Source organism: Exiguobacterium sp. s142 (genome assembly GCF_018618455.1).
In the GTDB taxonomy this organism is placed as follows: Bacteria; Bacillota; Bacilli; order Exiguobacteriales; family Exiguobacteriaceae; genus Exiguobacterium; species Exiguobacterium aurantiacum_A.
In genome coordinates this window covers 26,420-50,307 of sequence record NZ_JACSMB010000015.1, presented here as the reverse complement: position 1 = coordinate 50,307, position 23,888 = coordinate 26,420, and the positions used below count along the sequence as shown (strand labels likewise).

General features: G+C 55.8%; 24 protein-coding genes. 4 read left to right on the top strand and 20 right to left on the bottom strand.

The genetic code is table 11. From position 1 onward, the window contains the following. Window positions 1–2 precede the first annotated feature (2 nt). A complete protein-coding gene (locus tag KNP77_RS12535; protein ID WP_214891093.1) occupies window positions 3–2,708 on the top strand; it encodes an EAL domain-containing protein in 2,706 nt (901 codons plus the stop codon). Window positions 2,709–2,736: 28 nt separating this feature from the next. Here KNP77_RS12535 and KNP77_RS12530 read toward each other — a convergent pair whose 3' ends face one another. Both KNP77_RS12530 and KNP77_RS12525 read right to left on the bottom strand, forming a co-directional pair. Beyond that, window positions 2,737–2,997 (bottom strand): hypothetical protein, encoded by a 261-nt coding sequence (locus tag KNP77_RS12530; RefSeq protein WP_070328468.1) that lies wholly within the window; start codon window positions 2,995–2,997, stop codon window positions 2,737–2,739. Continuing rightward, complete coding sequence (locus tag KNP77_RS12525; protein ID WP_214891091.1) at window positions 2,994–3,722, bottom strand: DUF3784 domain-containing protein; 729 nt, start codon at window positions 3,720–3,722, stop codon at window positions 2,994–2,996. Before KNP77_RS12525 ends, KNP77_RS12530 begins: the two co-directional genes overlap by 4 nt. 130 nt (window positions 3,723–3,852) lie before the next feature. Here KNP77_RS12525 and KNP77_RS12520 point away from each other — a divergent pair, with 130 nt between their 5' ends. Further along, window positions 3,853–4,326 (top strand): DinB family protein, encoded by a 474-nt coding sequence (locus KNP77_RS12520; protein WP_214891089.1) that lies wholly within the window; start codon window positions 3,853–3,855, stop codon window positions 4,324–4,326. Window positions 4,327–4,401: 75 nt separating this feature from the next. On the opposite strand, the gene KNP77_RS12515 is transcribed toward KNP77_RS12520, so the two are convergent. Then, a complete protein-coding gene (locus KNP77_RS12515) occupies window positions 4,402–5,643 on the bottom strand; it encodes a UDP-glucose dehydrogenase family protein (RefSeq protein ID WP_071398207.1) in 1,242 nt (413 codons plus the stop codon). Window positions 5,644–5,769: 126 nt separating this feature from the next. Between KNP77_RS12515 and KNP77_RS12510 the strand changes: the two genes are divergently transcribed. Both KNP77_RS12510 and KNP77_RS12505 read left to right on the top strand, forming a co-directional pair. Further along, entirely contained in the window at window positions 5,770–6,009 is a 240-nt protein-coding gene (locus KNP77_RS12510; protein ID WP_070328462.1) for a hypothetical protein, read from the top strand. 214 nt (window positions 6,010–6,223) lie between these two features. Beyond that, window positions 6,224–6,877 (top strand): hypothetical protein, encoded by a 654-nt coding sequence (locus KNP77_RS12505; protein WP_214891087.1) that lies wholly within the window; start codon window positions 6,224–6,226, stop codon window positions 6,875–6,877. 19 nt (window positions 6,878–6,896) lie between these two features. On the opposite strand, the gene KNP77_RS12500 is transcribed toward KNP77_RS12505, so the two are convergent. The 17 genes from KNP77_RS12500 to KNP77_RS12420 all read right to left on the bottom strand — a co-directional run bounded on the left by KNP77_RS12500 (window position 6,897) and on the right by KNP77_RS12420 (window position 23,875). Further along, on the bottom strand, window positions 6,897–7,541 hold the full coding sequence (locus tag KNP77_RS12500) for a thioredoxin domain-containing protein (RefSeq protein ID WP_214891085.1): 645 nt from the start codon (window positions 7,539–7,541) through the stop codon (window positions 6,897–6,899). Window positions 7,542–7,671: 130 nt separating this feature from the next. Continuing rightward, the gene (locus KNP77_RS12495) at window positions 7,672–8,091 is read right to left on the bottom strand and encodes a GNAT family N-acetyltransferase (protein ID WP_131464293.1); all 420 of its coding nucleotides are present in this window, start codon (window positions 8,089–8,091) and stop codon (window positions 7,672–7,674) included. Next, on the bottom strand, window positions 8,088–9,029 hold the full coding sequence (locus KNP77_RS12490; RefSeq protein WP_214891083.1) for a glycoside hydrolase family protein: 942 nt from the start codon (window positions 9,027–9,029) through the stop codon (window positions 8,088–8,090). The genes KNP77_RS12495 and KNP77_RS12490 overlap by 4 nt, the downstream gene beginning before the upstream one ends. Next, window positions 9,026–10,003, bottom strand: a complete 978-nt coding sequence (locus KNP77_RS12485) for a glycoside hydrolase family protein (RefSeq protein WP_214891081.1) — start codon at window positions 10,001–10,003, stop codon at window positions 9,026–9,028. Before KNP77_RS12485 ends, KNP77_RS12490 begins: the two co-directional genes overlap by 4 nt. Before the next feature lie 6 nt (window positions 10,004–10,009). Further along, window positions 10,010–11,059, bottom strand: a complete 1,050-nt coding sequence (gene rfbB, locus KNP77_RS12480) for a dTDP-glucose 4,6-dehydratase (RefSeq protein ID WP_131490128.1) — start codon at window positions 11,057–11,059, stop codon at window positions 10,010–10,012. After that, window positions 10,962–11,936 carry a glucose-1-phosphate thymidylyltransferase RfbA gene (gene rfbA / locus KNP77_RS12475; protein ID WP_131464301.1) on the bottom strand — a complete coding sequence of 325 codons (975 nt, stop codon included), beginning with the start codon at window positions 11,934–11,936 and terminating at the stop codon, window positions 10,962–10,964. The genes rfbB and rfbA overlap by 98 nt, the downstream gene beginning before the upstream one ends. Next, window positions 11,933–13,054: a DegT/DnrJ/EryC1/StrS family aminotransferase gene (locus KNP77_RS12470; RefSeq protein WP_214891079.1), complete on the bottom strand. Its 1,122-nt coding sequence runs from the start codon at window positions 13,052–13,054 to the stop codon at window positions 11,933–11,935. Before KNP77_RS12470 ends, rfbA begins: the two co-directional genes overlap by 4 nt. A 23-nt stretch (window positions 13,055–13,077) precedes the next feature. Next, complete coding sequence (locus KNP77_RS12465) at window positions 13,078–13,776, bottom strand: WbqC family protein (protein ID WP_353048828.1); 699 nt, start codon at window positions 13,774–13,776, stop codon at window positions 13,078–13,080. A gap of 14 nt (window positions 13,777–13,790) precedes the next feature. Further along, on the bottom strand, window positions 13,791–14,771 hold the full coding sequence (locus KNP77_RS12460) for a glycosyltransferase (RefSeq protein ID WP_214891077.1): 981 nt from the start codon (window positions 14,769–14,771) through the stop codon (window positions 13,791–13,793). Between the two features lie 12 nt (window positions 14,772–14,783). Then, window positions 14,784–15,899: a polysaccharide biosynthesis C-terminal domain-containing protein gene (locus KNP77_RS12455; protein ID WP_214891075.1), complete on the bottom strand. Its 1,116-nt coding sequence runs from the start codon at window positions 15,897–15,899 to the stop codon at window positions 14,784–14,786. Further along, a complete protein-coding gene (locus KNP77_RS12450; protein WP_214891073.1) occupies window positions 15,863–17,122 on the bottom strand; it encodes an ATP-grasp domain-containing protein in 1,260 nt (419 codons plus the stop codon). Before KNP77_RS12450 ends, KNP77_RS12455 begins: the two co-directional genes overlap by 37 nt. 20 nt (window positions 17,123–17,142) lie before the next feature. Next, complete coding sequence (locus tag KNP77_RS12445) at window positions 17,143–18,273, bottom strand: glycosyltransferase family 4 protein (protein WP_214891071.1); 1,131 nt, start codon at window positions 18,271–18,273, stop codon at window positions 17,143–17,145. Window positions 18,274–18,283: 10 nt separating this feature from the next. Further along, window positions 18,284–19,327: a polysaccharide biosynthesis protein gene (locus KNP77_RS12440; RefSeq protein WP_071398222.1), complete on the bottom strand. Its 1,044-nt coding sequence runs from the start codon at window positions 19,325–19,327 to the stop codon at window positions 18,284–18,286. A gap of 108 nt (window positions 19,328–19,435) precedes the next feature. Continuing rightward, window positions 19,436–20,077, bottom strand: coding sequence for a sugar transferase (locus KNP77_RS12435; protein WP_131464312.1), 642 nt, complete (start codon window positions 20,075–20,077; stop codon window positions 19,436–19,438). A 3-nt stretch (window positions 20,078–20,080) separates the two neighbouring features. After that, window positions 20,081–21,232, bottom strand: coding sequence for a non-hydrolyzing UDP-N-acetylglucosamine 2-epimerase (wecB, locus tag KNP77_RS12430; protein ID WP_214891069.1), 1,152 nt, complete (start codon window positions 21,230–21,232; stop codon window positions 20,081–20,083). 11 nt (window positions 21,233–21,243) lie between these two features. Beyond that, entirely contained in the window at window positions 21,244–22,806 is a 1,563-nt protein-coding gene (locus tag KNP77_RS12425) for an oligosaccharide flippase family protein (RefSeq protein ID WP_214891067.1), read from the bottom strand. Window positions 22,807–22,825: 19 nt separating this feature from the next. Further along, entirely contained in the window at window positions 22,826–23,875 is a 1,050-nt protein-coding gene (locus tag KNP77_RS12420; RefSeq protein ID WP_214891065.1) for an EpsG family protein, read from the bottom strand. Between the last annotated feature and the right edge of the window lie 13 nt (window positions 23,876–23,888).

The window sequence follows — 23,888 nt, the reverse complement described above, 5'->3', positions numbered from 1 at the left end:
CGATGGGAAGCAACCGATTCGCCAAAATTCCGTACCGGATCTATACGATGGTACTTGCTGTCGCCTGCCTCGTCGGTGTGTTGTTATTCGGTCTCGGATTAAGCTATTACTGGAAAGAGAAACACGTCAGCGTCGATCAGTCCGTGACGAACTTGAACCATGCATCCGACCTTGCCGGCGTCGAGTCTTACCTTGTCCTCCACCAGGCCGCGAAACTGTACGAACTGAACTCGGGCCAGCCGACGGCGTTGTTGTCCTCGCCTTATCGCGAACGCGCGCTCCAGTATAACACCCAGCTGCTCGATGATTTCGAGACCGGGGTCCACGAACGCGAACGGGATGCCCTCCTCGCTTTTTCTGAACGACTAGAAGAGACGCTCGACGGCGAGTTGAGCGAATTCGACAACGTCCCGTTTGACGTCATCGAATCGATTGATCGGCGTTGGCTCTACCAAGGCTTAGAGCGGACCGCCCAAGCGAACACGGCCTACGAGTTGACCGATGCCGTCATGCGGATGCAGATGACGTTCATCCAAAACGTGAAAAACTTGCTGGCGGAGACGCCGGACCGAGAAAAATTAGAAGCCGAACTCGCCTCCATCGCCACTGAAGCGCGTTTACTTGAAGAGATTATCGCGACGAATCCTACTCTCCAAACGAAATCGACCGCTGATTTAACGGAGAGCGCCCTAGCGTTGGGACGACTGACTTCGACCGGCTCGACGCTCGAGGCGCGTTACGTCAACGGGACCAAGTTTTACGAAGACTCGCATGAAGTTCTCCAGACTATCCGCTCGTCGACCGAGTCATTGCTCCTAGAGGAACGAAACCGATATGGGACGCTCGCCGTCCTCGTCCTGCTCGCGACGCTCGTGCTTTCGACCGGACTCTTGGTCGCGCTTTGCTATACACGTAAAATGTATGCCCATGATTTAAGTCATTTGAAAGCCCGTGCACTCGCCATCGACCCAAGCACCGAACCGGTCGAGGCGTCATTCCCGGCCAGTCATGACTTCCGTGGCATCGAGGACGAGCTCCGCGAGATTGCGGTGAGCGTCCATTCGACCGTCAACACGCTCGAGACGCAATCGAACGACCTGCTTCGCTATCACGAGCGTTGGTCGTCCCTGTTCTCAGAGACCGGTCTCGCCATCGCGTTGATCGATGATGCTTATAACTTCATCGAACGGAACGATGTGTTCGATCAGTTCTTCGGCGCCCGGAACTTGTACGAAATCAACCAGCTATTCACCAACACAGGTCGTCGCCTGTTCCAGGAAGCACTTGAAGGTGTGACCGAGCACGGGACGAGCGCCCAATTCATTTTGCATTTAAAAGGAGAACATGCCCGTTTCTTGAACGCGAAAATCATCCCGCTCAAGCGCGGGGGAACGCTCACGTACTACTTGATCCTCGAAGATGAGACCGAGCGCGTCGAGCGTGAACGGAAAGTCGATCGCCTCGTCCGATTCGACCTCGCGACCGAACTGTATAACGAATACGGTTTTATCCGAGCGTGGGAAAAACAAGACATCGATGGGACGTTCCTCTTGATCAAGTTGAACGATTTCCATCATCTCGTCGATTGGTACGATACGATTTATGCTGACCTGCTCATGACAGAGTTCGCCCGTCACGTCGAGGACCGACTCGAGAAGTATGCGCATCATTTGTTCGGCCGCTATCGTGACGACACGCTCATGTTGTACGTCAAAGGGTTCAGCACGCTCGACGAACATGAACTGATGGAGCTGTTCCCGACCGAACTGTTGATCAATCAAAAACGGCAGACCGTCCACGTTCAAATCGGGGCGGCACACACGACGCCGAACTATACCGATTGTTTGTTCGAGGCGACACGAGCACTCCAACACGCCAAAGAGACGCGGACGCCGTTCGTCTGGTATGACGCGAGCATCCTCGCCCAGCTGCAGTGGGCCGCCTTGATCGAACAGGCGCTCCCCGAGGCGATCGAGCAAGGACACATCTCCGTCGCCTACCAGCCACAAGTCGAATTGACAAATGGACGCGTCGTCGGGGCCGAGGCGCTCGCCCGTTGGCAGCATCCGGATATCGGTCACGTCCCGCCGAACGAGTTCATCCGGATTGCCGAACGGTCAGACCAGATTTTATGGTTATCTCACTCGATCCTCGACCAAGTCATCAACCAGCTCGTCGCTTGGCGCGATACGTCATTCTCCGGCGTCTCGTTGTCGTACAACTTGTCTGCCCACTCGGTCGACCCGTCGATCGTCACGAAGCTGCGTGATTTGATCGAGACGTACCCGTGGCTGCCGGACCGCTTGAAAATCGAATTGACCGAGTCGGCCGACATCATGTCACATGCGAACGAGCTCGAGCGGCTCGAGGACATCGCCGACCTCGGCTACTGCTTGTCGATCGATGACTTCGGCACCGGCTACGCCTCGTTCGAAGCGATTTGGCACTTACCGATTCAAGAAGTGAAGATTGACCGGATGTACGTCAGCGGGAAAGCGAAAGACAGCACATCCTTCCTCCGTGCCGTCTCACGCTTCGCGAGCGAGCAGGCGCTCACATCACTCGCCGAAGGCATCGAGACGAAGGAAGACCTTGAACGGATGATTGCCGAAGGGGTCGAGCTCGGGCAAGGCTATTACTACGCCCCGGCGCTCAAACCTGACGCGTTCGAGGCTTGGGTGAACGAAAAAAAAGGACGCCCTGACTGAGCGTCCCGATCGGCTGACGTCTAGCGCGTCAGCCTTTTTTTCGTCTGATCACGTTCAGCACGAGCTTTAAGGCGATCAACCCGAAAATGATCGGCAGAATGACCGGAAGCGTGCCGCGCGGCAATAGACCGAACACGATGAACACCGTCATCCCGACCGCGAAAAACAGTTTGATGCCCCGGTCTGTCGTGAATTTGTCCCACTGCCAGACGAGCAAGAGCAGCGCGAGCGGTGGAAAAAAGAACGTCAGGAAAAAGAACGGCATGTTGCGCGCATACCATGGACTCATCGAGTGATCACCTCCTCATATAACTGTTTCGTTGCTTCGTTCGTTTCAAGATTTAGATAGATCGGTTTTCCGCTCCAGTCGATGCGGATGGCGGCTGTGGCGTCACGGTTGATGAAGAGAAGCACGTCTTCCTTATAAGTCGTTCGAAAGTGTCCTGTCAGTTGTGAGCTTGTAGCGGCCCCGTTCGTTCGACGCTCGACGTCCGGGACGTTGGTCAATATGACATCAACAATCTCGTCATATGGCACGGTCTGCCCGTAACTGCCTTCGATGACGAGTGCCGTATCGGTGAGTGTCACTTCGGTCGGTTGAGAGAACCAAAGCAGGAGCCCCGGCACGACCGTGAGCAAGAGCACAGAGACGAGGACGATCGGGATGAGTTTCTTCTTCCCGCCCGGACGAAGCCGTCCCGTGTCGTCAAAAATATTCCCGTCATACTTTTGGGCACGCCAAAGGATGACGACGATGAACAGGATGAGCACGATAAAGAGCGGCTCGATTGGGACGACGAGCCCGAACCAATCAATGAGGCCGACGATGAGAAAGATGAAGCCGATGCCGTAACACATGATACCGATCAACCGCGCGACCGGTTTGATGTCGACGCGTGCCTTGTCTGCTTCGTTCATCGTGTTATAGCCCGAGATGAGAAAATGCCACCCTAACTTGTGGACGGCAAAACCGAGGACAAACATGAGTAGTGCTGCAAATATAAGAATCCACATGAACAAGTCCCTCCTATCTCCTTCATTCTACGGGAAAATCGACCGAAATGTTTCATCGGATCATCAGACGTGCGCGAACGAAAGGCACATGCGTATACTAGCGGTAGAATACGCAAGAGGAGGTAGTCTTATGTATCGTACCGCTAACGACTTCAAACAGGATTGGACAAAATCATCGACCGGCACGCTCGACGTGCTCCGTGCCATGACCGATGACACGCTCGGCCAAAAAATCGTCCCCGACCATAACTCGCTCGGTTGGATCGGTTGGCACGTCACGACCGCGCTCGGCTACTTCACGAACTTGCTCGGCTTCCGTCTCTCAGCTTTGAAGAGCCTGACCCAGCCCGATCAAGCGAGCGTGATCGCCGACCAGTACGAACGATACGCGCAAGAAATCTCAAGCGCCGCTGACGGTTTTACAGATGACTATTTGCTAGAAGAAGTCGACGTCCACGGGAAGATGACGCCGCGCGGTGCCGTCCTCCGCATGATGATCGACCATCAGACGCATCACCGTGGTCAGATGACGGTACTTTTACGCCAGGCCGGACAACACGTTCCCGGTGTCATGGGCCCGACAAAAGAACAGATGAAGCGCTAACCGCCGTCGCACTCAGCACTTATGTTATGGACCGCAACCAAAAAGACGAGACCTGTTGAAAGGTCTCGTCTTTGCTCATTTCGATGACGGTGTGTTCGTCTTGCCCTGCATGCGGCCGACGCCTTCGTACTCGACGTCTTCTGGGTCGCGCGCATACTTCCATGCGTTGCGTGCGTCAATCAACCGTTTCGTCCGCATCCCGGCGAACGCTTCCGGCTTCAAGTTGACGAGTTCGTCCCATTCCGTGACAAGAATCGCCACGTCGGCTCCTTTAAGCGCTTCTTCTGGTGTCAACGCTTGACGGTACTCCCACTTCGCGAGCGGATCGTAGCCGACGACTTCGACTTCACGTAACCGTAAGTGATTGGCGAGTGTGATCGACGGTGCGTCACGCATATCGTCCGTCCCTGGTTTAAAGGCGAGACCGAGGAAAGCGACACGCAGGTTCGGACGGTGTTCGATCTTCGATGCGACGTAGGCAATCTGTTCATCGTTCGCTTGAATCGCCGCACGGATGACCGGCAAGTCGAGTTCGTTCTCGGCCGCGACGTTCAAGAGCGCGTTCATATCTTTCGGGAAACACGAGCCGCCGTAACCGAGACCAGCGTTTAAGTAAGAACGTCCGATGCGCGGGTCAAGCCCCATCCCGTCGGCAATCGTCGCGATATCGGCGCCTGCTTTATCCGCGAGGCGTGACAAGTCGTTCATGAAACTGATCTTTGTGGCTAAAAATGCGTTCGAGGCGTATTTGATCAATTCGGCGTTGATTGGTGTCGTGCAAACAATCGGCACACCGAGACGGCCATAAATGCCGGCGAGTTCTTCGCTGATTTCAAGATTCCCGCTGCCGATGACGACGCGTTGCGGTTTAAGGACGTCGGCGAGCGCACGCCCTTCTTGTAAGAATTCCGGCACGATTGCGAACGTATGGGATGGATACATGATGCTGAGTAAGTCGGTCGTTCCCGGTGGCACAGTGCTGCGGATGACGATTTTTTGCTTCGTGTTGATCTCAGACAAAGCGGCATCGACGAACGTCATGTCGCAGCTGCCATCTTCCTTGCTCGGCGTACCGACAGCTAAGAACAAGTAATCGACATCATTTGTGTCGGCGGTATTATCCGTAAGTGTGATCGAGTCTGCATAGTCTTGGAGCACCTCCGACATACCCGGCTCGTGAAACGGTGCGTGGCCGCTCATGAGGCGGCGCAGTCTCGGTTGGTCTTTCTCGACACCGATGACTTCATGTCCCGCTTTTGCAAGGCCACACAGGGTGGCTAATCCGACATATCCTAAGCCGATGATTCCAAATTTCACGCTAGTTCCTCCTTAGATAATCTATCTTCAACTGTAGCGAAAAGTCGTCTTAAAGGGAACCCTCTAACACTCTCGCAATGTTGTCTGCTATAATTGGTCAAAATGATGCTAGAAAGGACTAACCGCATGGGCTTGCTCGCTTTCTTTTTGATCACGTTATTCATCTATTACTGGTTTCCGGTCCGGGGGGGACTGCGAACCTTGTTGCTCATCCTCGTCATGATCAGCGGATGGTTGTCCATCTTTGAAATTGTCGCGATTCTCGAAGCCCGTCCTTGGGTGGCCGCTCCGATTTTCCTCGTCCTCGGTCTCGTGATTTGGAAATGGCGTAAAAATCAACAGCTTGAAGACAAGAAGAGCGTTTGACGACAGTCGAACGCTTTTTTCTTTTTGCAGTATTCCACGAATCTGCCGAAACTCCTGCTTTTTCGATATGTATGACACGTGAACATTCGCTGTGATAAATGTTGTTCAACATCTAGCTGTCGATTCGATTTCTTGAAAGTATGCTCGCGTTGTCGCTTCGTTTTCGAGTCGAAACAGGAATAGTCAAAGAGAGTCTAGGAAAAGAGGGGTGTCTATGACGATCATGACGTTCATCACGGCTGCATGCGTGGCGAGCACGCTCAGTCTCGTGTTCATCTGGTTCGCCGAACATCCGGTCGAGCCGATCAAACTACAAGTCTTCGCGACCGTCTTATATTTACTGTTCGTCGGCTCGAGCGTCTACTACTACAACTTGGAACAAGACAAGCTGCACGTCAGCGCCGACTTAGCTGAGGTCGAGGCGAACTATGACGAATCCCTGCTCGCCCTCGAGGAACAACATGCCGACGCCCTCGCTTGGCAAGCGATTCAAATCGAGCGGGACGTGACCGAGAAACTCGAGGCACGCCTTGCCGTCCGCGAAGACACGATGAAAGACAACTTGTTTCAAAAAGTGTTCGATCTAGAAGAAGTCGTTAAGACGCAACGGACCGAGATGTACGCGCTCGAAGACGAATTGCGGGAAGCGCACGCCTTGAACGAGCAACTCGAAAGTGAACTAGCCGCCCTCCAAGACGACGCAATCGCCGCGGCCGACGAGACGGATGCGTTCTTCGAGGTGTACAGTTCCTGCCTCGATTTGAACGCGGTCTACCCGGACGGTGTCCCACTCGAGCACGACGCCTATTTGCTGTCGTTCGACACCGATCTTGACGGCATCGCCTGCGGACAGAGCGACACCCAGTAGAAATGAGGGTGTCGCTTGTTCATTCTTTCGGCATCTCGACTTGGTCCCCCGCCTCAATCTCGCCAGACATGACCCGCTCCATCTCCTCTAAGCTGAACGCATCGAGCAACTTAATCCCGTTCACGTACACGGTCGGCACGTATTCGACGCCGAGGTCACGCGTATAGAGCCGTGCGTTTTGAATCCCCGCGTCGACTTGCGGCGCGAGCAGAGCTTCCGCGTCCACATCGAACGTTTCCGCAAGCCGTCGGACGTACGCCTCCGTACCAAAGTCCGAGACCGTCTCGGCGTCGAGCCCGATGTGGCGTTGCAACGCATAGTACCGTTCCGGCATCACTTGTTCCGCATTCGCATCGACACTAGCGAGCAGTTGCGACTGCTCATTCAACAAGACGAGCGGCTGTCCTTTGAACGTCGCCTCTCCCGTCTCGATCCACCGCGACTCGATCTCCGGCAAGACGCTCTCCATCCATTTTTTGCACCATGGGCAACTGTAGTCAAAGACGAAGACGATCTCGTGCGAACCATCGCCGAGCGCGACCTTATCTTCGAGCGGGAGCTCATACCTCGTATATGTAAACTGCTCTCCCCGTTCATCCGCCTCGCTTGTCCCGCAAGCTGCCAACATCATCACACCGAGTACAATCAATAGTAAACGTTTCATGCTCATCCTCCGTTTGTTCATTTATTCACATAAATCTGTTATACCACGCCTCCTATGAAAATTCGAGTGACGTTCTGTTGACACTCCCCGGGCCAAACAAAAAGAAGCGCTTCGATTCTATTCAGAACCTTCACGCTTCGCGCTCCATAATCACATCGTTCCCCGCTTGTCCCGTCCCGACGAAGCCATGCTTTCTATAAAATGAAATGGCGTGCTCATTCGTCTTCTCGACGTGTAGCCGGATCAACTGCTTATGATGCTGCGCCGCCTCATCGAACAGTCTGACCAACAAGTCATGCCCGCTCCCTTTCGGCGCCTCCGGCAAGACACAGATATGGCTGATAAAGGCGACGTCCGTATCGAAGTAGGCCGCGAGGAGGCCGAGCAACCGGTCGTCGTCCCACAGTTCGAACGATGTCGCCCGGTCATGCAGCTTGCGCGCATATTCGTGCAAGTCGATCCGTTCCGACAGTGCCGTCGGGAACAAGGCATCACACGCCTCGAGGTGGGCCTCGTAGTCGGCGACAGACCCGCGGCCGAGCGTGATCATACTTCCTCCAAGACGGCGACACCGAAGCCGTCACGTCCGAAGGCGTTGCCGTTATACAACAAATACTGCCGCCCGTTCATCTCGAACACGTGCGGGTAACATTCCATTGCTGAATCCCACCCCGAGTCGCTCCGCTCGAAATCGAGCGAGGCGTCGTCGCGCGTCCACTGCATGAGGTCGTCGGAATAAGCGTAACCGAGCCGGTAGCCGCGCGTCGGGTCGTCCCGGAAGCCGAACGTGTCACGGAAACAGAACACCATGTGATAGCGGCCACCCGCCTCGAACACGGTCGGGAGTGCCTGGCTCTCGTCTGGAATCACATCATCGACGATGCGGCCGCACCGGTTGAACGTGCGCCCGTCCTCGGACGTCGCGAGCGCGATCTTGTACGTCCGTTCGGCGACGCCGTCCGGGCCCGTCTTCCACGTCGTACCGTAAATGTAGTACATATACAGCTTATCTTTCGTGAAGACGAACGGGTCCCCGACGAGGAACGGCTCATCGACACTCGCCGATAGCACCGGCCCATCACCGAGCCGCTCGAACGTATGCCCGTCGTCATGACTGACCGACAGGCCGATCCCCGTCTCGACCGACACCGACTCGCGTCGGCTCCAGCCGCTCGTATATCCGTACAGGCCCGCGTCCGTCCGCGTGACGTGGAACGGGAAGATGCCGTGCTCATCGAACGTGCCCAGTTTTCCGAGCGGGATGACCGGGTCGTGCGATACGGCGATCACTTCGAACGACGGTGTCATATCGACGTAACGGATATGGCTCTTGAACGTCCCGTCCGTATCCGGCTCCCGGGTCGAGAAGTAGATGCGGACGAAGTCGTCGAAGACGAGTGCTTGCGGTGATTGAGCGAACGCTGAATAGTCCCCGAAAAAGCCGTGCGGCTTGGGATCGAAAATATGCCCGAGTTTCCGCCACTTCATGTCGTTTCCTCCTTCCGCTCGGCGATGCCGAAACCGGCCCGTCCGACCTCGTTGCCGAGATAGAGCAGATAACGCTTCCCGCCGACGACGAACGTGTGTGGATAGGCGACCATCTCGTCGTCAAACCCGACGTCTGAGCGGGTGAAGCGCATGACGTCATCGTCGCGCGTCCAGTTCAACAAGTCCGGCGACGACGCATAGCCGAGCCGATACGTCCGTTCGGGATTCTTCCGGTAATCGGTCGCGTCGCGATAACAGAAGAACATATGGTACGACCCGTTCTCATAAAACACGTCCGGGCTCGCCTGTGCCTCGTCCGGGACGATGCTCTCGATCAAGTCGCGCTCTTGTTTCACCCAGTTCACGCCGTCGGCTGACGTGGCGAGACGGATCTTGTACACCGGTTCCGGTTTACCTTCGTGCATGAGCCACTCCCGGCCCGCGATGTAAAACAAGTACCACGTGTCATTAAAGCGCCGGATTTTCGGCCCGCTCAAGACGAACGGTTCATCGAGCGTATACGACAAAACCGGTCCCGGTCCGATCCGCTCGAACGTCTTGCCACCGTCCCGACTCACTGCTTTGCCGATAGTGACGTTGAACGGGACCGACGTACAACGTGTCCAGCCGCCGTAGTAGGCGTGTACCTCGTCCCCGACGTCGATCGCCGAGAACGGATAGATGCCGAACTCGTCGAACGTGCCCCGCTCCCCGAGTGAAAGCACTGGCTGTTCGCTCACGCGTAAAATCGAGAAGTCTCGTTTATCGACGTCGACGTAAGCGCTATAGCTGACGTAGCGGCCATCAATTGGTTTCGGCCGGCAACTGAAATAGATGCGCAAATACGTATCGCGCTCGAGCACGGACGGCGCCTGTGCGAATGCATCCATCCAATCGATGTCGGTATCTCGTTCCGGACTGAACAGCAAGCGCCGGTTCGTCCATTCGTACGTCGTCTTCGTCGTCTCAGCCATTCCCCGTCACCCTTTCGCGTACATCTTGTCGTAGTAGTGTGCATAATCCCCGGAAACGATGTGGTCGACCCAGTCAGGATGCGTGACGTACCAGTCGACCGTCTCCCGCAAGCCTTGGTCGAACGTGTAGGCCGGACGCCATCCGAGCTCGGTCGTGATCTTCGTGTTGTCGATCGCGTAGCGGCGGTCGTGCCCGGGACGGTCGGTGACGAATGTGATCTGGGAGTCATCTTTACCGAGCAGTTCTAAAATTAAGCGGACGATCGTCACGTTCGCTTGTTCATTGTTGCCACCGATGTTATACACGTCGCCGTCGCGTCCCCGCTCAGCGACCGTCCAAATCGCCACGCAATGGTCTTTGACGTGGAGCCAGTCACGGATCTGTTGACCGTCACCGTACACCGGGAGCGTCTCCCCGCGCTCGGCGCGTTGGATCATGAGCGGGATCAGCTTCTCGGGGAATTGGTATGGCCCGTAATTGTTGCTGCAACGCGTAATATTGACCGGGAGGCCGTACGTCTCGTGATAGGCTCGGACAATGAGGTCGGAGCTCGCTTTCGAGGCCGAGTACGGACTGTTCGGGGCGAGCGGGGTCGTCTCGGTGAAGAGCCCGTCTGGCCCGAGCGTCCCGTACACCTCGTCGGTCGAGACGTGGACGAATTTGACGCCTTCCGAATAGTCACGTGAGTGTTTATCATCAGGACGTAAATTCCAGTGCCGCTTCGCCGCGTCTAACAGCACTTGTGTCCCGAGCACGTTCGTCGTCAAGAACACGTCCGGTTCGACGATGCTCCGGTCGACGTGCGACTCGGCCGCGAAGTGGATGACGCGCGTCACGTCATACGTCGCAAACACGCGTTCGACCGTCTCGCGGTCCCGGATGTCACCTTTGACGAACACGTAACGCGGGTCGTCGATGTCTTGCAGCGTCTCGAGGTTACCGGCGTACGTGAGCGCGTCAAGGTTGACGATACGCCACTGCTCGTTTTCCAGAAGCATCTTTATGAAGTTTGATCCGATGAACCCGGCTCCGCCAGTTACGAGTAAAGTCTTCATCTTCGACACGCTCCTCTTCAAGAAGTGATAGGATATACTGCCCGTAATCCGTCATCTTTAACGTTTGGCCGATATCGCGGAGCTCGGTCGACGTGATGAACCCGCGGCGCCAGGCGATCTCCTCGAGACAGGCGATATAGTAACCTTGCCGTTCCTGCACCGTCTGGACGAACACCGACGCCTTGATCATCCCTTCCGGCGTCCCCGTATCGAGCCACGCCATCCCGCGTCGGAACAAGACGACGTTCAAATCACCGGCCTCGAGGTACATCTGGTTGATCGAGGTGATTTCGAGCTCGCCGCGCGGGGACGGCTGGACTTGTTTGGCGTACTCGACGACACGGTTGTCATAGAAGTAGAGACCGGGCACGGCATAGTTCGACTTCGGCTGCGCCGGTTTCTCTTCGATCGAGATGACGCGGCGATTATCGTCGAACTCGACGACACCGAACGCGCGTGGGTCCTTGACCGGATAACCGAACACGGTAGCCCCCGTCTCGCGTTGTTTCGCGTCACGTAAGAACTGCGTCAAATCCTGTCCATAAAAGACGTTATCACCGAGGATGAGGCAGACCGAGTCGTCACCGATAAAGTCCGCGCCGAGGATGAAGGCGTCGGCGAGACCGACCGGTTTGTCTTGCACTTTATACGTGATCGACAACCCGAGCTGATGTCCATCCCCGAACAACCGCTCATAGCCATTGATGTCTTTCGGTGTCGAGATGAGCAGAATGTCTTGGATCCCAGCGAGCATCAAGACCGACATCGGATAGTAGATGAGCGGCTTGTCGTAAATCGGGAGCAACTGTTTCGAGACTGCTTTCGTCATCGGATAGAGCCGTGTCCCATTACCGCCTGCTAAAATGATTCCTTTCATGTCCGGTTCCCTCCTTCAATAATCAAGTCGCAAATCCGGTCGACCATCTCGAGCGTCATGTCCGGATAGAGCGGCAGCGTCAAGATGCGGTCGGATACATATTTCGCGTTCGGCATGCGGGCGTCGAACGTATAACAACTAAAATCGGTGACGAGCGGATAAAAGTACTTCCGGGCGAAGATGCCGTGCTCGGCGAGCCAAGCTATCATCTCGTCGCGGCGGCGTCGGTCGCCTTTGAACAGCACCGGATAGTAGGCGTAGTTCGAGACGGTGTCGTCGCCTCGGCGGTTCAAGCGAATCGTCGGGATTCCCCTGAGCCGTTCGTCATAGCGTTCGACGATGGCGCGCCGTTTCATGACGTCGTGCTCGAACCGCGGCAAGTTACAGCGCCCCATCGCCGCCTGGAACTCGTTCATCTTGGCGTTGCCCCCGACCGATTCGACCGCTTCGGGTCCGGTGATGCCGAAGTTGACGGCCTGTTCGATGGCGGCGTGGTGACTCGTCTCATCGTAGGCGAGCGCACCGCCCTCGATCGTATGGAATACTTTCGTCGCATGGAAACTGAACATGCTCATGTCTCCATATGTGGCGATGCTCCGTCCTTGATGCGTGACCCCGAACGCATGGGCCGCATCGTACAGTACTTTCAACCCGTGCCGTTTGGCGATGCGGTCGATCTCGTCGACGTGGCAAACGTTGCCGTACACGTGCACCGGAAGGATGGCCGACGTCTTGTCGGTGATGAGCGACTCGAGCTGCGAGACGTCTAGCGTATAGTCGAGCGGATTGATGTCACAAAAGACCGGTGTCAGTCCTTTTCGGACGAGCGCATGCGTCGTCGAGGCGAACGTGAACGGTGTCGTGATGACCTCGCCCGAGAGGCCGAGGACGTCGATCGCCGTCTCGAGCGCCAAATGTCCGTTCGTCAGGAGCGAGACGTGCTCTGTACCGAGCAATTCCGTCAATTCTTCTTCGAGTGCGCGGACGTGTTCGCCGCGATTGCTGAGCCAGCGGCTGTCCCAGAGTGGTCGGATCATCTCGACGTACGCCTCGAACTCAGGCATCGCCGGACGTGTCACGGGGATCGGCGGCAACAGATCGTGTTTCGGTAAGTTCATCTAGTCCCTCTCCTTCTATTAAGTCAAGTTAGCGTGTAGGCGTTCAGCAACTCGCGGACTTTCGGTTTCGAATTGAACATGAGCACATCAATGATCGACAAGTTCGGTGTGAACGGTTCATTGAATTGCCGGTATGTGACCGGGTCCATCTTAATGAAGTCGAGCACGACCCCGGCTTCGGCGAACATCGCTTTATCGTATAAGGCCGTACCCCCGATCGCGTTGATGTAATGGTCCGCATTTAAATGTTCACAGATGGATAAAACAAGGTGCTCACATTTCGCATCTTTGTCGTTCGTGAGATCAGACGAATAGACGATTGATGTGTCGAGTCCGATATAGTCACGCACCTCACTCAAGAGACTCCCTAAGTAAGCGGCGACGTTCCGCTCCTCGTCTTTCATGATCCGCTCGACCATCGGCATGACGTCGTCAAAGTGAGGCGCACGCTGATAGGCGTGACGGATGAGACGTAACTGGGAGTGCCGCTGCTTCGCATCAAGCACACGGTCATGCTCGTTGATCAAACGCAGTTGAGACATGTGCTCGACCGGCATTAAAATCGGCTTCGTTTTACCCTCGAGCAGGATTGTGTTGCGATGGATCCAGCCCCCTTTAATGAACTGGACATCGTCAAGGATGACGAACGTGTCGACCGCGGCCATGAGTTGGAAGTAACCGAGGTATGGAAAATAATAAGGTTGCATGATCGCCAGTTTCACATTCGTCGCCCTCCTTACGTCGCCCGTAGCGACCGAAGCCGAATCAACAGTTCGGTGACAATCGGATGACGCACCATCAAATAAGGACGAATCCGCTCTTTGCCGATGAAGCGGTCAAGGTAGCGGTCGTACCGTGGTGACTTCAAAGCGGCATAGTCTCGTCTCAGCCGGTGTAACCCGACCTCGAACGAGATCCGTGAAACCTCCATCTCTTGACGGTACTGTCCTTTCGAATACGCATCGAACGTGTCAATGAAGCGGATGAACGCCTCGTGACGCGCGATATCCCGCTCGAGATTCCCTTCGTTCCAGATCGTCGTCGCCGAACCTTTGACCCCGAACCGATAGACGCTCATCACCTCGGGCATATAGTAGGCGTAGCCATGACTCGCGACGTACAGTTTCATCGCCCCGTCTTTTGCCGGCGCATCGCTCAACCAGTCCGGCCCGTCCATGATCAGTCCGTTTCGGTACAACATCGACATCGTCGGGATGAACCCGAGCAGTTGCAGCTCACCGGCGTTGTACGTCCGTGCTTCAAACGACGCATACTTCCGGTTCTCAGGCATCCATGGAATGACGCGCCAATCCGTATGCAACGTGTCGTCCGTCTCGACGTAGGCGTCGTGGAAGCAAAGCGTGCAGTCGGGATTTGCTTCCATGTAGTCGACTTGTTTTTGCAGCTTGTGCGGGTCGGTCCAGTAGTCGTCACCGTCACAGAGGGCGACGTATTTGCCGCGGGCCCGCTCTTCGTTCAACAAGTTGACGAACACGCCTTTTGAGTACTGGTTTTCCGTCTGATAAATGACCCGGATCTTGTCGGGATGAATGCGTTCGTAACCCCGGACGATCTCGGCTGTCCGGTCCGTCGACGCATCCTCATGGATCAGGATCTCGAAGTCGAAATCCGTCTCCTGCATGAGGAATCCTTCGATCGCCTGACCGATATACGCCTCATGGTTATAGGTGATGCAGTTGATACTGACCATGATCATCGCGTTTCCTCCTCACAACACTTCGGTTTCAGCTCGGTCGACGGTGCCTGAGTACGTGTCGGGCTGGCCCGGGTCGAACGGTTCGTTCACCCACATGATGGTGACGAGGTCGGTCGTGCCGACGTTCTCGATATTGTGGACGTATCCAGGCGGGATCTCGACGACTTCGAGCGTTTCCCCGCTCACATGGAACGTCATGACTTCGGTCCCGTCGACCTCGCGGAGCCGGATGACCCCTTCCCCGCTGACGACGAGGAATTGCTCATGCTTCGTATCGTGCCAATGCTCCCCTTTTTTGACGCCGGGCTTGGCGACGTTGACCGACACTTGCCCCCGGTCCGGCGTCTTCAAGAACTCGGTGAACGAGCCGCGCGCGTCGCGGTGCATCAGGAGCGGTGTCACCATCCGCTCTCTCGGCAAGTAACTCGTGTACGTGCTATACAGCTGTTTCGTGAACGCGTCCGACAAGTCCGGCACGCTGTGCGCCGCCCGCATCGTCTCGAACGCCCCGAGCGTCCGGACGACGTCGAGCAGGGAGATCTCATGCGCCGGGACGGTCGGATAGAGCGAGACGTCCGTCGTCAACGTCTCAAGAAACGAGGCGACGACATCATCGACGTGGGCGAGTGTGAGCAATCGGTCCGGGTCGTTCACTGTGACCGTCTCGCCGCGCGCGATCTGATGACAGAACGTCGTGACGGCGCTGTTATAAAACGGACGCCCCCACTTCCCGAACACGTTCGGCAAGCGGAACAAGTGGACCCGCGTCTCCGAGCGTTCACTGTAGACGACGAGCACGTTTTCCGCGTCACGCTTGCTGCGACCGTAATCATTGTCTTGTGTCGCCTGGATCGATGAGGCGAACACGATTGGGACCGGGTTGTATGACAATAGCTCCGTCGCGATGACCTCGGTCAAATCGACGTTCCCGGTGATGAATTCGTGCGGGTCTTCCGGCCGGTTGATGCCGGCGAGATGGAAGACGAAGTCGGCCGCTCGGAGCATCCGGCTCCGTTCAGCGAAGTGTGTCTCCCGCGTGACTTTAAGGACGTTGTGTCCATCCTGTTCAAGTGCGTGCGTGAGGTGTTTTCCTAAAAAGCCGTTTGCTCCGGTGACGACGATGTCCATGATAATCCCTCCTTCCGTTGAGTAGCCGGCGTGACGTGAAGCGTCACCCATTTGTCCGGATGATCGAGCAAACGGAGCATCGTCGGCACGTCTTCAAATCGCAGGATGAGGCTGCCAAGCGATTTGTTCGCCCCTTCGAAGCGTGGGACATCCGAACCGATCGCGTAGGCCAAATTCGATTTGACGATCGTGTACCCTTTGGATGCGAACGTGAGTCCGATAAAACGCCCCGGGATTTGGCTGCCGAGAATGAAATAACTCGACGGCGTCGTGACACGTTTCATTTCCAGTTCGACCGGTCGTCCGAGCGCGAGGTCGATCGTCGCGCTCACCATGTCGACGCCGGTCGCCTGTTCGATGATCTGCGGGATATAGTTGCCGCCGTTACGGGGGCCGATATCAATCAAATAGATTTTTCGATTAGAAACGAGAATATCAAAATTGAGTGCCCCATTCTGAAATTTGACTGCTGTGATCATACGCTGAAGTGTTTCATGGACACGTTTTTGAATCTTTTCCGAGTGAACGCTTGGAAAGCTCGCAGCAATCGGTGCGTATGGATTGATCCCTTTATCATTGAAGTGACCATTCCCAAAGCACCGAAAAACGAGTTTTCCATCGATCACAAACCCGTCTCCTGCGACTTGATAGCCATCACGTTTGATGAACTGCTCGACGACGATCTCTCCGCCCGGTGACATCTCGAAGGCTGCGGCTAGCTTCTCGCGAATCTTCCTGGGCGTATCCGACGAGGTGATGCGGCTAATCCCTTTACTGCCCGACGAGTCGGTTGGTTTGACGACGTACGTCCCACGCATCGTCGACAGTGCTGAAACGGCCGTCTCGAATTCGGTGAAAGCGTATGCCTCAGGCGTCGGGAAGCCGTTCGCTTTCAAGAAGGCACGGAATTTGGCTTTATTCGTCAACGTCTCGACCGTCTGGAACGGGTTCGTGACGAGTCCGAGCGCTTCGCCGACGTAAGCCGCGGTCCGAGCGGCCGGGTCGGACGCGTAGGCGAGAATCCCATCGATTTTCTCTTCCTGTGCCAATTCGAGCACGCGATCCCGGTCGAGTGTGCTGACGCAATAATAGCGATCAGCGACGTGACGCCCCGGATTGTCCGGCAAGTAATCACACAGGATCGTGAAGATTCCTTTCTCTTTCGCTTTCAAAATAACTGGCGTTTGGTGCATGGCTCCTCCGAGTAACATGAGCTTCATCATGTTGTTAATCTCCTTTGTTGTCAGATGAGATTAGCTTGTGCGATTAAATCCCGATACGTTAAAGCAGTACTAGAATTTCGTCGATGCTCGACGTTTTGTTTTGAAAGGGCTCCATGTATTTCGAGAAGTTCCGGTACTTCTAGATAGTTCCGGAGTGACGCCTCGAGCGACGCAGCGGTCGGCTCACACTTGAAACAGTTCTCCCCTTCCGTCAAATGCCCCGAGACGTTGTCGACTTGACGGCTGACGACGACGCCCATCCCGGACGCGCACGCCTCGATGATCGTCAAGTTGCCGTTCGAATAGGTCGCCGGCAAGACTAAGATGTCCGAGTCACGATAGACGAGATGCATATTGTCCCAGGCGTCGATTTCATCCAAGAACGTCACACCTTCGAGGTCATGCTCCTTGATGTAGTCACGACACACCTCGTATAAGTGTCCATCGCGATTCAATGCGAGCGACAGGTTCGGGTAGTCTCGTTTCAAGGCTCGATACGCTTCTAGGGCGACGAGCGGTTGGTAGCGATCGATGAGCCGGTTCCCGAACAAAATCCGAATCGGATCACCTCGCCGTTTCACACGAAGCGGATGGTCGAAATAAACCTCAATATCGATTGGATATGGTGCATTGACGACTTGTTTATCAGTAAATCCGAACTCACGAACGAACTGATCACGTGCGACTTGTCCCATTCCGAAGATGAGGTCAGCTCCAGCAAACATGTGATGCAAGATTCGTGTCTTCCATTTCGCATTGACTCGTTCGAGCAACTTGTCCGAAGCGTTATCCTCGTTTGACACGTCCCGAATCGGCTCGCTCAAGACGACGACTTTACTTCCTTTTCGTTTCGCAATCTTCAAGATGAGCGAATGAAGCGGTGTGAAACCTCCAAGCAAAATAATATCCGGCTCAAATCGATTGAGTTGTTTAAATACATCAAAGGAAACGTAATTAAGTGGCCCAATAAATCGTGAACCGGATAGAACTCGGCAGCGATCACCGAGCGGGACTTTCCACCAGTCGGGACGCCGGGCAGTCAATTGGTCATAAAACCAAAACTCGGTATCGAAATGTTCTTGGAGCGCGTAGCAGAACTTGACTTGATACGGGGCGGCGATGTTCGTGATGAAGACGAGCCGTTGTTTCATCAGACTCACCTCACCCGATCCGCTTCGTCGAGCTCAGCACGTGCCAAGCTGCGAGTTCTGCTTGAATGTAGGGCAGCGTCAACAACAGCCGTTTCACGTCTTCTACGCCGAGCTGTTCGGTGTTGTTCGAGTTGTACTCGCCTTGGACCGTAAGCTCCCTGCTGCCTTCACTGAAGTATTTATCGTAGTTGAGATCACGGTTATCGGCCGGGACACGGAAGAAACCGCCCATATCTTCAGCGAGGACGTGTTCTTCACGTGTCATGAGCGTCTCGAACGTCTTCTCGCCGTGCCGGGTGCCGATGACTTTGACCGGATTGTCGACTTGGAACAATTGTTTGAGCGCCTCGGCGAGGTCACCAATCGTCGAAGCCGGTGACTTTTGGACCATGATGTCGCCCGCGTGCGCATAATTGAAGGCGAACACGACGAGTTCGACCGCGTCACTGAGACTCATCAAGAACCTGGTCATGAGCGGGTCGGTCACGGTGAGCGGTTCCCCGTTTTTGATCTGTTCGACGAAGAGCGGGATGACCGAGCCGCGTGACGCCATGACGTTTCCGTAACGGGTGCCACAGATGAGCGTCTTGTCCGGTCCGACGGCGCGTGCCTTGGCGACGAATACTTTTTCCATCATCGCTTTCGAGATGCCCATCGCGTTGATCGGATAGGCCGCCTTGTCCGTCGACAGGCAGATCACTTTCGCGACACCGGCGTCGACGGCAGCGTTCAAGACGTTCTCGGTGCCGAGGATGTTCGTCTTGACGGCTTCGATCGGGAAAAATTCGCACGATGGGACTTGTTTGAGCGCCGCGGCGTGGAACACGTAATCGACGCCGTACATCGCGTTCTTGACGCTATTCGAATCGCGCACGTCACCGATGTAAAATTTCAGTTTGTCATCGTTGTAGCGCTTGCGGATGTCTTCTTGTTTTTTCTCGTCGCGCGAGAAGATACGGATCTCTTTAATGTCCGTATGGAGGAACCGTTCCATGACGGCGTTGCCGAACGAGCCGGTCCCGCCGGTGATGAGCAAAGTCTTATTCGAAAACATGATCGAGTCTCCTTTCTGAGGTGCATTGTCTGAGAGGTCAGGAGGTTGTGTATGAAGTCTTTTACCCGCCAAATTTGAAATGAATTGGTAATAGAAGGGAAACCCTTATCATTTTTTCGCAACATGTGTCATCTCTTTTTCTTTCAACGGGACGGTCGGCGGTTCGACCTGCCCTTCGATGATGCCTTTGCGCAGGAGGACGTTTCGGACCGTCAACAAGATACAGACGAGGTCGAGACGGTGACCCATGTGCCGGACGTAATCCCCGTCAAACTTCGCCTTCACCTCGATCGGGAGCTCATCGCGTCCTTTCACTTGCGCCCACCCGGTCAGGCCTGGTTTGACCGGGGCGACGCCTTCTGCGCGTCTCGCCTCAATCAAATCGGTCTGATTCCACAGCGCCGGCCGCGGACCGACGAGCGCCATGTCGCCTTTTAAAATGTTGACGAGTTGCGGGAGTTCGTCGAGGCTCGTCTTCCTGAGGACGCTACCGATCGGCGTGATGTGTTTCGTCGGGTCGGCGAACAGGTGGGTCGGCACGTCTTTCGGCGTGTCGTCCCGCATCGTCCGGAACTTATAGATCCAAAACAACGTCTCGTCCTGACCGACGCGCTGCTGTTTGAACAGGACCGGTCCTTTCGAGTCGAGTTTGATCAAAATCGCGATCAACACGAGCAACGGTGCGAGCAAAAATAGTGCGAGCGAACTTAAGACGATGTCGAGTTTCCGCTTTTGATTCAAATAGCGCATCCCTCACACCTCCTTCTTGAGCGGACTCCCCGGAGTCTGTTTCCACACTTCGCGCATCACATAATCCGTGTACGACAACAAGATGCGGAGCACTTTATCGGACACGTTCGGCATCGCGTAGTCGGAAACCAGGCGCATCGGCGTATCCGTCTCCTCTAACACGCGGAGCGCCTGGAGGACGCGGTCGCGTTTCAAGCCGACCATCATCGCCGCCCCTTCTTCCATCGCCTCGGGCCGTTCGTGCGCTTGGCGGATGTTTAAGCCCTTCAGCCCGAGGATCGAGCTCTCCTCGCTGATCGTCCCGCTGTCACTGAGTACCGCTTTCGCATGAAGTTGCAAGTGGACGTAATCGCTGAACCCGAGTGGCTTGAGCGTGCGGATATTCGGGTGCAGCGTCACCCCGGTCTCGCGAATCCGGTTGGCGGTGCGCGGGTGCGTGCTGATGATGAGCGGGAGGTCGTACGTCTCGGCGATCGCATTCAACGTGTCGACGAGGTCGAAGAAGTTCTCATCCGCACTAATGTTCTCGTCCCGATGCGCGGAGACGACGAAGTAGCCGCCTGCCGTCAGATCGAGCCGGTCAAGCACGTCCGAGCGGTCGATTTTGTCTCGCTGGCGCGTGAGCACCTCGAACATCGGACTGCCCGTCTTGATGACGCGGTCGGACGGGAGCCCTTCTTTCAGAAGATACTCGCGGGCGATGTCGCTGTACGTCAAATTGACATCGGCGATATGGTCGACGATGCGGCGGTTCGTCTCTTCCGGCACCCGTTCGTCAAAGCAGCGGTTCCCTGCCTCCATGTGGAAGATCGGGATTTTATGGCGTTTGACGGCGATGGCGGCGAGGCAGCTGTTCGTATCGCCGAGAATGAGGACGGCGTCCGGTCGTTCCGCCTTGAGCACCGGATCGACCGCGATCAAGATGTTGCCGATCGTCGCCATCGGCCCGTCCGCGGAGGCGTCGAGGATGTAGTCCGGTGTGCGCAGACCGAAGTCTTCGAAAAAGATCTCATTCAACTCGTAGTCGTAGTTTTGTCCGGTGTGGACGAGGATGTGTTCGATCGCCTCCGACGCCTCGAGCTTGGCGATGACGGCCGAGAGACGGATGATTTCCGGGCGCGTGCCGACGATGGTCATCACTTTGAGTCGATTCATAACGTTCCCTCCTAAGAAGTATGGTGGATGGATAGGATGCGGATCTTCACTTGGGCGAACACTTGATGGACGAGTGCTTTCTCGCTGTCATCAAACGCGAGGAACCACATGATGATGCCATAGAGGACGACGAGCACGCCCCCTTTCAAGGCGAAGGTGAACAGGTTCGACGCCGGGAACAGCTGTTGGATGCCCCAACCGATGACCGTATAGAGCGCGAGCGCCGGAAGAATCCTCACGTGGCATGACCGGAAAAACAGGACGATGTCGAGTTTGAGGATGCGGCTGTAGACGAAGTTCATGTAGAAGACGAGCCCGACGACATTGCCGATACAGATGGCGACAGCCGCCCCGATCGGCCCGTAAATCGGGATGAGGAGCGGAGATAACGTGATGCTGATACAGGCGACGATGAGTGCGCCATACGCCCGATATTTCACTTTGTTCTCGGCGATGAGCGTCGTGTTGCCGATGTCTTGTGTCAATGTGATGAGGCTCGGGGTGATAAGGAGGAGCGCGACGTAATATGAGTCACGAAACGCCTCGCCGACCCAGAGCCGCATGAACTCTTGTCCGAGGACGAAGAACGACAGGACGATCAATCCGACGATGTAGAGCTGAATGCGACCGATCCGGACGAACAAGACGGCGATTCCTCCCCTGTCGTCACGCGTGAGCATCCGGCTCACTTTCGGCAAGAACAAGAAACCGAGCGCCGACGCGATCGTCCAGACGTATCCTTCGATGACCATCCCGACCGAGAACAAGGCGATCGAGGCACTGCCGGCGAGCATCCCGAGCAGGCTCGGCGTGATGTTGAGGATGAAGCGCTGGGCGACGAGCGTGACCGTGCTCCATGTCATGAAGCCGAAGATGTCTTTATAAATTCCTTTGTCGCGTTCACGGAAGTTCGCGCGGACCGTCGTCTTCCGGTGGATAAAGATGTATTCAATGATGAGCACGAGCGTGCCGACGAACGCGGTGACGAGGACGAGCGCATACAGCCCGTAGCCGAGAAGGAGCGCCGTCACCATGAGGACGACGGTCGCGATCTTTTCTGTTAACTGGAGCGCGCTCGAGAACAAGAAGTACTCATGTGAGACAAGGATGCCCGTGAACGGTTTCGCCGGGAATGACATGACGATGAACAGACCGGCGACGACGTACAGGACTTTCAACTTGTCGAGCTCGGCCGCGGTCAGCCCCGCGTATACCGAGTCGAGGAAGAAATAGACGACCGCGAGGATGACGAACAAGACGAAGCCGATGACGGTGAACAGTTTATAGGCGACGCCGAGGAAGCGTGCCGCCTTATCCTCGTCCCCTTCGGCCATGTATTTGCTCATGAACCGGGACACGGCCGCGTCGAGCCCGAAGTCCATCGCGAACATGCTGATCAGCGAGATGGTGAGCATGTAGAGCCCGTAGTTCGCCTGACCGATCTCCTGGATCATCCACGGCGTATAGATCAATCCGGACAAGATGCCGAAAAAGATTTGCGTATACGACATCGCTGCCCCGTATTTGATTTTGCGCGTGCTCGCGGCCTCATCGGGCTCGACGCGTGTCGACATGTGTTTCCACCTCTCTTCCTTACTGCCAGAAGAACGTATACACCGGTGCATCCTGCAGGAACAACAAGACTAAAAGCGTCACCGCCGCGTAATAGACGAGCAATCGTTCGCGCCGCTCGAACGTCTTGAGGATCTCCGGGATCATCAGAATCAAGAACAGCGTGAAGTACTGGACAAGCCGCATCATCGACGGGTTGATGAACGTGAGCGGCAAGAAACATGCCGCGAGGAACAACGCGTTAAAGTAATGCGTCGCCGACGGGTTGTTCGCCAAGATCTCATCGCGCCGCCATAAGGCGACGAACAGGACGAACAGGAGCATGACGCTGAAGTTGATCGCACCCGCACCGGCCATGTAGTCATACGTGTCGTAGCCAGATAACGTCACCAACATCTCAAAGAACGGGCCCCGAAACACGAACAAGGCGGCGATGAAGCCGAGCATGCCGAGAATGTACGCTTTCGTCAGTTGCCGGTTGGCCAAGAAATAAAACGGAAAGAACACGAGCGCCGACTTATGGATCGTCATGGCGACGAACACGAGGACGAGAAACAGTAGGAGCTTGCGGGCCCGGACGAAGTGATAACCGACGAGGACGACGAGCGCCGTCGCCACCGTCTGGCGTAACCCCGTCACGGCGAAAAATTCATAAAACAGGACCGAGAACAGTAAAAAGCTGATGAGCGGCTCGCTCGAATATTTATAGATGAAGTAACCGAGCGGCACCATGAAGATGACGGCGATCAAGACGAGATACAGTTGATAGTCCGAGATGACGAACTGGGTGAGCCGTTGGAACAAATAATAGCCCGGGTCCTCGCTCTCTGTGAAGACGATGGTAAAGAAGTCCCGCGTCAGCGCTTCGAGCGGCAACGGTTTCGTCGCAAGGAACAGCGCTCCGTATTGCGCCGTGTCGTCCCCGACCGAGATGTGACGAAATCCCGACAAGACGACCCACTGGACGGTCGCGAACGTCACGAACCAACCGCGCCTGTAAGTCGTGTCAGAACGCATGAGCAGCATCGCCCAGAGGACGAGCAGTGCGATGTTGACGAGATAGATGGTCATGAGGTCGCCTCTT

Excerpts from the sequence above, each read along its gene's own strand:
- KNP77_RS12535 (WP_214891093.1), top strand. The coding sequence starts at position 3 with ATGGGAAGCAACCGATTCGCCAAAATTCCGTACCGGATCTATACGATG.
- KNP77_RS12530 (WP_070328468.1), bottom strand. The coding sequence starts at position 2,997 with ATGAGTCCATGGTATGCGCGCAACATGCCGTTCTTTTTCCTGACGTTC.
- KNP77_RS12525 (WP_214891091.1), bottom strand. The coding sequence starts at position 3,722 with ATGTGGATTCTTATATTTGCAGCACTACTCATGTTTGTCCTCGGTTTT.
- KNP77_RS12520 (WP_214891089.1), top strand. The coding sequence starts at position 3,853 with ATGTATCGTACCGCTAACGACTTCAAACAGGATTGGACAAAATCATCG.
- KNP77_RS12510 (WP_070328462.1), top strand. The coding sequence starts at position 5,770 with ATGGGCTTGCTCGCTTTCTTTTTGATCACGTTATTCATCTATTACTGG.
- KNP77_RS12505 (WP_214891087.1), top strand. The coding sequence starts at position 6,224 with ATGACGATCATGACGTTCATCACGGCTGCATGCGTGGCGAGCACGCTC.
- KNP77_RS12500 (WP_214891085.1), bottom strand. The coding sequence starts at position 7,541 with ATGAAACGTTTACTATTGATTGTACTCGGTGTGATGATGTTGGCAGCT.
- KNP77_RS12495 (WP_131464293.1), bottom strand. The coding sequence starts at position 8,091 with ATGATCACGCTCGGCCGCGGGTCTGTCGCCGACTACGAGGCCCACCTC.
- KNP77_RS12490 (WP_214891083.1), bottom strand. The coding sequence starts at position 9,029 with ATGAAGTGGCGGAAACTCGGGCATATTTTCGATCCCAAGCCGCACGGC.
- KNP77_RS12485 (WP_214891081.1), bottom strand. The coding sequence starts at position 10,003 with ATGGCTGAGACGACGAAGACGACGTACGAATGGACGAACCGGCGCTTG.
- rfbB (WP_131490128.1), bottom strand. The coding sequence starts at position 11,059 with ATGAAGACTTTACTCGTAACTGGCGGAGCCGGGTTCATCGGATCAAAC.
- rfbA (WP_131464301.1), bottom strand. The coding sequence starts at position 11,936 with ATGAAAGGAATCATTTTAGCAGGCGGTAATGGGACACGGCTCTATCCG.
- KNP77_RS12470 (WP_214891079.1), bottom strand. The coding sequence starts at position 13,054 with ATGAACTTACCGAAACACGATCTGTTGCCGCCGATCCCCGTGACACGT.
- KNP77_RS12460 (WP_214891077.1), bottom strand. The coding sequence starts at position 14,771 with ATGATCATGGTCAGTATCAACTGCATCACCTATAACCATGAGGCGTAT.
- KNP77_RS12455 (WP_214891075.1), bottom strand. The coding sequence starts at position 15,899 with ATGGACATCGTCGTCACCGGAGCAAACGGCTTTTTAGGAAAACACCTC.
- KNP77_RS12450 (WP_214891073.1), bottom strand. The coding sequence starts at position 17,122 with ATGATGAAGCTCATGTTACTCGGAGGAGCCATGCACCAAACGCCAGTT.
- KNP77_RS12445 (WP_214891071.1), bottom strand. The coding sequence starts at position 18,273 with ATGAAACAACGGCTCGTCTTCATCACGAACATCGCCGCCCCGTATCAA.
- KNP77_RS12440 (WP_071398222.1), bottom strand. The coding sequence starts at position 19,327 with ATGTTTTCGAATAAGACTTTGCTCATCACCGGCGGGACCGGCTCGTTC.
- KNP77_RS12435 (WP_131464312.1), bottom strand. The coding sequence starts at position 20,077 with ATGCGCTATTTGAATCAAAAGCGGAAACTCGACATCGTCTTAAGTTCG.
- wecB (WP_214891069.1), bottom strand. The coding sequence starts at position 21,232 with ATGAATCGACTCAAAGTGATGACCATCGTCGGCACGCGCCCGGAAATC.
- KNP77_RS12425 (WP_214891067.1), bottom strand. The coding sequence starts at position 22,806 with ATGTCGACACGCGTCGAGCCCGATGAGGCCGCGAGCACGCGCAAAATC.
- KNP77_RS12420 (WP_214891065.1), bottom strand. The coding sequence starts at position 23,875 with ATGACCATCTATCTCGTCAACATCGCACTGCTCGTCCTCTGGGCGATG.